We start from the raw sequence: 10,304 nt of genomic DNA, 5'->3' as shown, positions 1-10,304 counted from the left end.
GCATTGTAATCCAAAACAGTCAAGGTCTCGTGCAATTGAACCAATTGACTCACATTCAAAACGGTTTCAACACCTTGTTCATCTTTAAAGGTGATCGTTCCTGTTGTGGTATCACTGGTGACACTGGTAACTGTTTCAAAAGACTGAATGGCTCCTTTGATATCTACTGTTACCCTATCTCCATGTTCATCTTGATAGGTTAACATTCCTGTTGTGGCATTGTAATCCAAAACAGTCAAGGTCTCGTGCAATTGAACCAATTGACTCACATTCAAAACGGTTTCAACACCTTGTTCATCTTTAAAGGTGATCGTTCCTGTTGTGGTATCACTGATGACACTGGTAACTGTTTCAAAAGACTGAATGGCTCCTTTAATATCTACTGTTACCCTATCTCCATGTTCATCTTGATAGGTTAACATTCCTGTTGTGGCATTGTAATCCAAAACAGTCAAGGTCTCGTAAGCGTGAACTAAATCTGACATATTAATTTCATGCTTCACTCCTTGCTCATCGAGATACTCAAATTTCGTCCCATCGTAGTACACATTTCCACCATTTTGCATATAAATATTTTTGATTTCTTGCTGTACATATTCATTGGTAATGATTTCATGAAAATTAGTAATAACGAATGTCGCAACATCATGATCCGCTATGACACGAGACCATTTCGCTTGGTTCCAATAGTAAAACCCAGGTTCAATATCTCCTTGTTTTATCGTAGCATAAACTAATAGACTTTCTACATTTCCATTAACAATAGTGGTTTGGTCTGTTGTACTTTCTAAAGGAACGTTAGGAATTAGTAGTCCCTTATCTTTTGACCATAAGGTTAATTCCGCAGATTTGTTAGGCACTGCTGTTCCAATTCCAACTTGTGCATGAACTGCAGAAGCTAAAAGCAACAAAGCGATTGACAGTAATTTTCTTTTCATATTTATCAATTTATTTTTTTTCACTTCTTCCATCAGGCTATATAGTGGTAGTAATTTCTTTTTACATTCACTTTACCATCTAAAAAAACAGCCTACATCAATTATTATAATTATCACAAAAACAATCATAATTAACATTAAACAAACATAAATAATCAAAAAGTTAAAAAAAGAATCATAAAAACATAAAATAACAAACTAAAACACAATGAAACGTATTTTAACTATTATTCAAAAAAGCATAAAAAACACTTTAATAAAAAAACCTTGTGGAGTTCAATGATGTTTACCCCTACAACAAACCAATAGGTCCTACCATCTCTTCTCGTCTTTTTTTGTTTGGTCTATTTATATCCCTACTCAAAGACAAAATAAAAGCATCCTTACGTTGTTTTTAACATTTATACCTCTAGTTTGCTGTCTTTTCCCTTTGATTTGATGATACAATTACATTCATGTAGGGAAAAATTCAAGTTGTTTACCTCAACCTTGTTAAAAATCAAACAGAAACCAGCAACACTTAGCAGATTTTCCTTTCTGGGACGTAGCACATGCTATACTCAAACCGCTAGGTACCCCGAAGCGTTATTTTTATAGAACAGAGGCAATCTTTCTTTGGATTGTGTACCAGCATTCAGCTAACTCCAAAAAAAAAATAGATTCTTGGTTTGAATCTATTTTTTTTATTCTATTGCTAAAAATGACGTTTAACTGTGGCATTTTTTCAAATACTCAAAAGGCGTACAACCTAATACATGCTTAAAGCTTTTAAAAAAAGAAGTTTTCGAATTAAATGCACTCTCCAAGAACAAATCGTGTACACTCAATTCTTCTTTTGCCTGGTGATTATTAATGTATTCAACCACGTGTTCAATTCTCAACTTATTGATGTATTCCCGAAAATTCATCCGATAAATCACATTAAAATATTGAGCTAAATAGTAACGGGATATTTTTGTTTTTGCGGCTAAATCTGTCATTTTAAAATTGGCGTCTAAATAAGCTTTATCTTCAATGATAATTTGGTTTACTTTACTCTTACATCGCTGTAATACCACATCATTTAATTTCGTTTGTCCATATTTTAAATTCGAAGCTTCATACTTCTTCCCTAGTCCATTTCCCTGTCCACTTTTTAGCTCCTTTCTTTGTTTTTCAATCATTTCCCTATGCGTTACTCCATTCCATTCACCGGTTAGTTGTTCCTCCCAATGCACGATTTCTTTTTCAGCTAGAAATGGCTCTACCTCCATCCTTTTTCTCAAGAAAGTTAAATAGACATAAACCAATAAAAGCAATAAAAAAACGGATAATTTAACATCATTAAACAGGGCAAAGAAAAATAAAACCAGTAGGATTCCTAGTCCAAAATGTAGAAATTTCCACCTTATAGGATACTGATTACTTGTATCTACGTTGGGTTTACACACCATGCCTCTTATTTTTTTTCTCAACACAATAATGTAATACAACAAGGCAATACCTAATAAAACCGTCATACTCATTTCTACATAGGCCCATTTATTCTTTAGTAAAGAAAAAAATAACCCAAAAATAAACACATAAATCATATAGTAAAATTCACTAAAATGATAATCGTTAGTGCTCTCTTGATGCTCTTCTTGATTCTCCTTTTGTTTACTTGAAGCTACTAGATTTAAAAAAGGACCATAAAACAAAAACAGGAGTATCCAAATCGAAAATTGAAATACTTCCTTCACTAATATCGGCTCATAAACTAAGAGTATCAGCTGAAAAACCACAAAGAAACTAAACCACGTTGTAGCTTTATAGGTCGTTAATTTTGAATGGGAGATTCTTCTTTTATAGGCCGTAATCGTTTCATACAAAACGATAGGTACTAATAAAAGGAGAAATAAATTTTGTAATGGCATAATAAACATATTTTTATCAAACAAAAAGTGTCACTTTTATTCCAATCAATAGTTCTATTTCCTCAACATTCCAACTCAAATGTTGCTGTATCTTGCTGAAAGACAAAAAAAGATTTGCAATAATAAGGGGAACTATTGACTAGGGAATACTGTAGATTCTTACTCCTTAGCGGTAAGGGGGTCGAGTAAGAAAACAGGCTTGCATGCCAGTCATATCGTATTCTCTTTCTTTTTTGGAATGGATGGTATTTTGGTTTTTGTTTCTACCGTTTCTATCATAGATTATACGTAGTACAACCATCTACACCATTAACTAAGAAAATCACAAATAATGATCAATACCCAAAACTAAACAAGAGATACGTTAAAAAAAGTATCAATACATTATTAAATCATCAAATACTATTGTATGATACATACATTAACGTTCTATCGTAAAAAATAATTCACAAAAAAAGGGTGTAGTGGGCAATTAAAATCGCTCTTCCTTCGTCTTCTCCTAATTCCCTACGTCATTGATTGTATAATTTAATTATAGTAAATTAGCCATTTAACAGTGTATTGTACTCCTATACGGAAGGTTAACTCTTGTATTTTATGAAAGATAAAACCCTTTTTATTGAACATATTGAGCGCTTTACTCGTAAACTCAATGCAGCAGAGCAAGAAGGGATTCTCTCCTTTTTCACTTTTCACGCTTTAGAGAAAAAGACACATATTCAAGAAGGGGGTATCTCCTGTGGGATACTCTGTTTTGTATTACGTGGTTGTTTGAGGAGCTATTACCTCAAAGAAAATGGTTTAGAACAAACCTTAGATTTTGGCATTGAACAATGGTGGCTAACGGATCATCTTGCCTTTAGTACACAAACGACAAGCGACCTCTATATTCAAACGGTTGAAAAATCAGACATCCTGTGCATTAATCCTGTCAACTTCAATCTATTATTAATAAAATACCCAATCATGGATCAGTATTTTAGAATTATTTTTCAACGTGCTTATGGAGCAGCTCAACACCGATTAAAATTTTTATATAAATACAGTCGGGAAGAATTGTACTTTCACTTCGAAGCTCAATTTCCCGCCTTTGTACAACGTATTCCGCAATACTTATTGGCTTCTTACTTAGGATTTAGTCCTGAATATTTAAGCGAAATTAAGAAAAAACGCTTTTCTTAAACGGGTTGAAGTTTTTTCTCCCGTTGACTTGGTACTTTTGGTGATATAAAACAAAGTATCATGTCCAACAGAACATCAATTTACACCGCAGCCCCCAAAGCCTATGAAGGGATGCTAAAACTAGAAGAATACCTAACTAAATCTTCACTTACTGCAACGCATAAAGAACTCATTAAAATTAGAGCTTCTCAATTAAATGGCTGCGGGTATTGCCTGGATATTCACACCCAAGATGCTTTAGCAAATGGCGAATCTAGTCGACGCTTACTGGTGTTAGCGGGTTGGAGAGAAACAGAACTCTTCACTGTAGAAGAGCAAGTTATCCTCGCTCTAACAGAAGCAGTTACCTTTATTCACGAAGGAGGAATCAGCGATGAACTATACCTGAGAGCAGAACAGTTATTTGATCCTACCTATCTAGCTCAACTCTTGATGTGCATGGTAACAATTAATGCGTGGAACAGAATCGGCGTAGCAACAGAGTTAAAAGCGAAGTAGTTTTAAGAGAGATTAAATGAGAAGTGTAAGTACAAAAAAACAAGCTTGAGTATATACCCAAGCTTGTTTTGTATGATCAACAGGTCAACTGTTAATTAAATCCCGAAACTGTATTTTAGTTTAATTCCCAAGGTGAACATTCTCAACTTATAGCGATTACTTTCAGCGGGCAAAATACTATTCAATTGTTCTTTCTCATTATAGGTCAATATTGCGCTTTCTTGCCCCTTGGATCCTAAATCGAAATCGCCATATAGTCCAACATAAAGCGCTTGTTCTTTGGATAAATCATATTTTACCCCTAGCTCTCCGAGAACAAAAAAACCATTATTTAATTTTAGTTTATGTTCTTCTTCTTTATTCCCTAAATTACCAAAGCCTGCATAGACAGGATTATGTAATTCGGCTTGCCATTGGTCATAATATCCACTTGTTTTTATCTCTTCTAGCGTCTGTGTTGATTTGACTTTTGTAAAGAGCTGATATTTAATTCCAGCGGCAGCATAAAGGCGTAGTTTCTCATTTCCTAAATAAGGCCCTAGATACTGTACTTGTATGGGAATTGCGATATAATTCCCTCGAAGTTCCTCTTTAAATTTTGCCAGCGCATAACGATATTCAAAAGCGGCTCCTTGGCCATCCACAGCGGGTGTAGTACCGTTGTAATTCGACATTTGTTTTGTCAACTGATAGGCTCCAAATTCTAGTCCGACACCTAAGGAAAAGTTGGTGTGTATGGATTGCTTATACAGGGCAGATAAACCTAGGGTTGATCCTTTTGACAGGGGAATACTGGGTTGTCTCCCCCCTGTTAGTCCTCCTAAAACAGACACCTCAATTTCTTGTCCCCTCATCGTAGCGGTCTGTAGTCCTAGAAACATACTTATCGCCAATCCCATTATTTTTATTGTCTTCATCTTATTTTTTTACTGCAAATTTGATTGACTCTCTTTTTCCATTTAATTCAAAAATAGCTACGTACATTCCTCCTGGGATTGTTTGTGGTAAATAGACAGTCGTATGCTCGCCTTCCATCGTGAACGTGTGCACCAATTGACCGTTTAAATTGAATACTTGAACGGGAATTCCCTTCAATTGCATTCCTGTAACATTCACCTCTAACGTAGTCTTTTGTCCAAGAACAACAGGGTTTGGATACAACTTAACCCCAGACGCTACAACAGCTGTTTCTTGCATTGGACAAACGTGAATTTCGTCTCCTTCCGCAGTTTTCACAATCGCATGATATACATCTTTGCTGTTTAAAATAGCCATTGCTCCTGCTGAATACACTTGTTCATTAGAAACCAGTTCTCCATTTTTAAACCACTGAAACCCGACTAAATTATACCCTCCATTGGTTTGTGGATTTTTGTTTATCAACAACGTATTATTGAATTTTTGTACAGCAATTTGATCAAAAGCAAACGGCTTTTCAACGATGATTACATAGTCTTTTTTTACTTTCCCATTCTGGGAAACAACTGTAACCGTTTGTTTGTAAATACCTGGTTTAGGAACAGGAAGTACAAAAATGGTCCCTGGTTCAATTGTAGCACCTTCATCTAGTGTAATTTTTACCGCTATCTCCTTACTTAAATCTTCACAACTCATCAAGTGATGAATTTCATTTTGAGGTGTGATATACTGCTCTTTACCTATCCAAATATCGTGAATCGTAGCATCGTTGTTAACAATACGCAATACACGGCTGATAGGGGTTGCTGGATGATAATTTCGATCTCCTGCTTGAGTTACTGTAATGGTTATTTCACCGACTTTTTTAAGCGTAACCCAACCTGTTGCACTAACCTCAGCCGCTGGTTGAGCTCCTGAATAGTCAACTGTATAGGCTAAATCCAGACCTGAAGTTGTCGTTGCTTGCAGTTGGAAATCTTCACTCTCCGCTAAAATCAGGGTGGTTAATTCCTCAAAAACAATCGATTGAGTTGCTTTTTCTATTTTTAACGTGGCAGTTAATTCTCGATCTTGATAATTGTTGCCTCCATTTATTTTTGCTTGTACCTCATAACTTCCGACGTCAATTTTTCCGTTATTGAGGTGCTCTACCGTCACTCCTTCTGGTAAAGTCCCAGAAACAAAAATATACTTCGCTGTCCCATCATACGTAAAAGTTTGACTTTCAAACAGGATATCCGCTAGCGGCGCTTTGGTAATGGTCATCGTTGCAGTCAACACTAAATCATCATACGCCTCACCGCCTGAAATAATTGCTGTAACAACATAAGTACCCGCTGCAGTCTGCTCATTGTTGGTATAACGCACCGTAAATTCTTGCGGTAATTCTCCAGCTATACGCAGGGATTTCACCTCACCATCATAAACAAATGATCTGCTTCCCAACGTAATTCCTGTAATAACTCTCTGACCCACCGTTAAAGTAGCAGTACGAACAAGGTTATTGTAATTACGTCCTCCATCAATGGTTGCTTCAACGATATAACTTCCTCGTTCCACTTGTCCATTATTAGTATAAACCACTTGTATTCCTTCCGGTAGTGTCCCTGAAATATAAATGGATTTGGGTGCTCCATCATAAGGTAGGGTTTGATCTTCAAAAACAATAAAATCCAAATCACCTTTTGTGATAGAAAGACTTGCACGAAGCTCCTTATCGTGATAATTATTTCCACCATCCAGATAGGCTTGAACGGAATACACCCCAACCTCAACCTGGTTATTTCCTGTATAGCGAACTTGTACGCCGTTTGGAATTGTACCCTCAACTTCCAACGCCTTCGCCTGTCCATCGTATCCAAAGCTTTGATTTTCTAAGCTGATAGTAGTCAATTCGGCCTTTTCAATAGTTAACGTTGCTGTCAACGTGCCGCTTTCATATTGATTTCCTCCATCAACTACAGCCGTTACCGTATAAGTTCCCGCTTCTGTTTGTCCATTTCCTTCATAGGTAATCGTTAGGTCTTGAGGAGCATCTACTACCGCAAGATGCTTCGCTTCACCATCGTAAATAAAACTCGCATCTTCAAACACTAAGCTCGGCAACGCTTGGCGAATTTTTAAATTTGCTTCTATTGTTTTATCCTCATAATTAATTCCACCATGCAGTATCGCCTTAACAACATAATCTCCCACAGCTATTCGTTCATTTCCTTCGTAGGTTACCGTTACTCCAGCTGGAAGTTCTTGTGTCAGCTCAATTGATTTGGGAGTCCCATCATACAAAAAGACAGCATCTTCCAATCGAATATCTTCCAAGGTTGCTTTTGTAATTGTTAGTGTTCCCGCTTGGTATTGTATCGCGTAATTTTGGGCTTCATATCCACTTACTTCAATAGGGTACGTTCCTGCCTGAACGGCTTGAAGCGCAGCACCTCCATACTCTAAAGTTCCCGTTAAGATGCTTGAATCTTCTTCGTAAACCCAACCTTGATGTGTTACCTCCCAAGTGTTGTGTGTATTTCCGTCATATACTTTGGTTTGATCGATTGGTTTAACAACTAAAGGTGCTTGAGCGACATACAAGGTAAAACGTGCTTCTGCAGCAGGTAAATACTCATTATTTCCCGGTTGATTCACGCGAATTTCTGTTTCTCCCGCTCCTTTGATGACAAGAGTATCATTTTCAACCACAGCAACTGACGAATCCACTACCGAATAGATTAAAGGCAATTGACTTGTTGACTGTCCCGATTGAAAAGGTAAATCTCCATACACTTTCTGTACATCGTCCACTGCAATCACCTGTTCTTTCACCTTAATTGTGGTGAAGCTAATTTTCTTCCAAGTCGAACAATCCGCATCCACACGTACATATACATCATACGTAACTTCTGCAGCTAATCCTTGAATTTGCTGGATTGAAGAAGCTTGTGCTATGCGTGTTCCTTCTCCTTGTACAAATCCTGCTGGGCCATACTCTATTTCAAATACAGTGGCCGTAGATACTAGGTGAATACTTGCCGTTTCTTCGCCAATATCTTCTACTTTTATTTCAGTAATTGGTGGACAGCGCAAGGCTTCAATAGAAATAGTAACTTCAATTTCAGCTGATTTTGTAGTATCGCGCACGGAGGTTGCTTTCACTTTAACGATTCCATTTTCAATGGCTGTCAGACGCCCCGCTTGATCGATAGACGCCAAATCAGCACCTTGAACGATAGACCAAGTCACTGCTTGATTTGCCTCTACTGGTAGCACATAGGCAAGCAACTGCAAGGTACCATGTTCTGTGGTTATCTCCGCTGCAACATTGTTCTCAGTCGTCACTTCTACTCCTGTAATAGCGACTGCCGCCGCTGCGATATCCAACGTATAATCTTCTACTTGTCCCAAATAATAATCTACTGGACAAGGTACGTTCTCCAAGTGTACCCAAGTGGTTTCTGGATTGTGATACATGCTCACTATACGCATTCGCGTTGATCCATTTAACGCATCCGTTGGTATTTGAATAACTCCAGATACTTCTCCACGTTCTCCTCCTATATTGTTCAAAAAGCCAATCGTACTGGCTTCTTCTTCAGAAAAAGTAAAATCGTGATTGTAATCTATATAGACCTTTACTAGTAACATATCCTGTCCATCGGTTTTTCCTTTTACTTCAAGGGGATATGTTTCTCCTTTTACTACAGGTATTAGCAAATCTGTAAAATCCTCATATAACGGTTCAAATGCGGTTTGATCTCCACTCGCTTTTGTCGTCTCTCCAAATGTAACTTCATAGATTGGGAGGCTACGCGCTACATCTGAAATCTCAGGTTGACAATAGTCATTTGCTATGCCAGCATCACTAATTTCAATGGAATAATCCTCAATCTGACCATATTCTGGATCGGTACAGGCATCAAAATCTCCATCTTCATAAATGAACCAATTGTCTTTGATAATACGCATACGTGTAGTACCTAACACGGCATCCTCTGGGACGCGAATTTGAAAGGTTACGTTCACGTCATCTTGTCCCGTGGAGGGTTGAAGTAACGCTCGGTAAAACTCCGTATGTACATCGAATACATGATCATTATTCCAATCAATAAACACGTGAATAAGGTGTTGGAATTCTCCATCTGTATTTCCTTTTACCGTCAAGGTATAAGTTTCCCCTCGTTGCACATGCGCAATTAATGCTGTAAAATCCTCATACGGTTTTGCTGGTTCTGACGGATTGGGTTCAATATCCGTGCTGTGATTCAAATCTGCAAATTGTACCAGCGTGATTGGGTTCACCCCATACCCTATTGTAACATCACAATAATCTGGAAGATCATTAAACAAAGCAGGTTGATGTAGCTCCTCCACACCTAGAGAAGCATGGTCTATGTCGAAAGGATATTGTGATTGTATGGTTGCCTTTTGTTCTTTTACGGTTGTATTCGCGTGATAGTCCTCCGCTTGTAAAGCTTGACTCGTTCCACTCCCTAAGATACAGAGCCCTAAAAGAATTCCTATTTTTTTTGTTGTATAGTTATACATGGTATGTAATGCTGTCTTGATTTAGTTAATTACGCGGAAAAAAAATTACTTCTTTTTCTCTTTTAATTCATACCTAAAACAAACCCAACAGGGCATCCTTTAGGTTGGTAGAAATAAAATTGATTGGGACAAAACAGCGGTTTAAACTCCGATTTTGGGTATAAATGATTCATGTTTTATGTATTTAAAATTTTATCAACAAATCTATTTATATTAAATCTAATTAAAAACAAGAAAGAATTATTTATGTAATTTAGGCTTTTATCGGTAGTAAAACCTATCAACTACTAGTAGAATTAAACGAATTAAACAGATAAGGTTTGTATTTTGTTAATTT

The 10,304-nt window shown here is 37.0% G+C and carries 5 protein-coding genes and 1 pseudogene; 2 read left to right on the top strand and 4 right to left on the bottom strand.

Annotation, left to right across the window (positions count from 1 at the left end; all coding sequences use genetic code 11):
- Together ACLJX0_RS12245 and ACLJX0_RS12240 are read right to left on the bottom strand one after the other, a co-directional pair.
- Positions 1-938, bottom strand: a pseudogene (locus ACLJX0_RS12245) (hypothetical protein); the annotation flags it as partial.
- Between the two features lie 707 nt (positions 939-1,645).
- A complete protein-coding gene (locus ACLJX0_RS12240; RefSeq protein ID WP_410880812.1) occupies positions 1,646-2,833 on the bottom strand; it encodes a helix-turn-helix domain-containing protein in 1,188 nt (395 codons plus the stop codon).
- A 597-nt stretch (positions 2,834-3,430) separates the two neighbouring features.
- Here ACLJX0_RS12240 and ACLJX0_RS12235 point away from each other — a divergent pair.
- The gene (locus ACLJX0_RS12235; RefSeq protein ID WP_410880811.1) at positions 3,431-4,015 is read left to right on the top strand and encodes a Crp/Fnr family transcriptional regulator; all 585 of its coding nucleotides are present in this window, start codon (positions 3,431-3,433) and stop codon (positions 4,013-4,015) included.
- A 60-nt stretch (positions 4,016-4,075) separates the two neighbouring features.
- A complete protein-coding gene (locus ACLJX0_RS12230; RefSeq protein ID WP_410880810.1) occupies positions 4,076-4,513 on the top strand; it encodes a carboxymuconolactone decarboxylase family protein in 438 nt (145 codons plus the stop codon).
- A gap of 95 nt (positions 4,514-4,608) precedes the next feature.
- On the opposite strand, the gene ACLJX0_RS12225 is transcribed toward ACLJX0_RS12230, so the two are convergent.
- Together ACLJX0_RS12225 and ACLJX0_RS12220 are read right to left on the bottom strand one after the other, a co-directional pair.
- Entirely contained in the window at positions 4,609-5,430 is an 822-nt protein-coding gene (locus tag ACLJX0_RS12225; protein ID WP_410880809.1) for a hypothetical protein, read from the bottom strand.
- Position 5,431: 1 nt separating this feature from the next.
- On the bottom strand, positions 5,432-9,967 hold the full coding sequence (locus ACLJX0_RS12220) for a GEVED domain-containing protein (RefSeq protein ID WP_410880808.1): 4,536 nt from the start codon (positions 9,965-9,967) through the stop codon (positions 5,432-5,434).
- Positions 9,968-10,304 lie beyond the last annotated feature (337 nt).

Origin of the sequence: Myroides sp. DW712 (assembly GCF_046557355.1) — a bacterium.
Lineage (GTDB): Bacteria > Bacteroidota > Bacteroidia > Flavobacteriales > Flavobacteriaceae > Flavobacterium.
The sequence above is the reverse complement of the archived record's forward strand: the minus strand, read 5'-3'. Positions and strand labels throughout refer to the sequence as shown.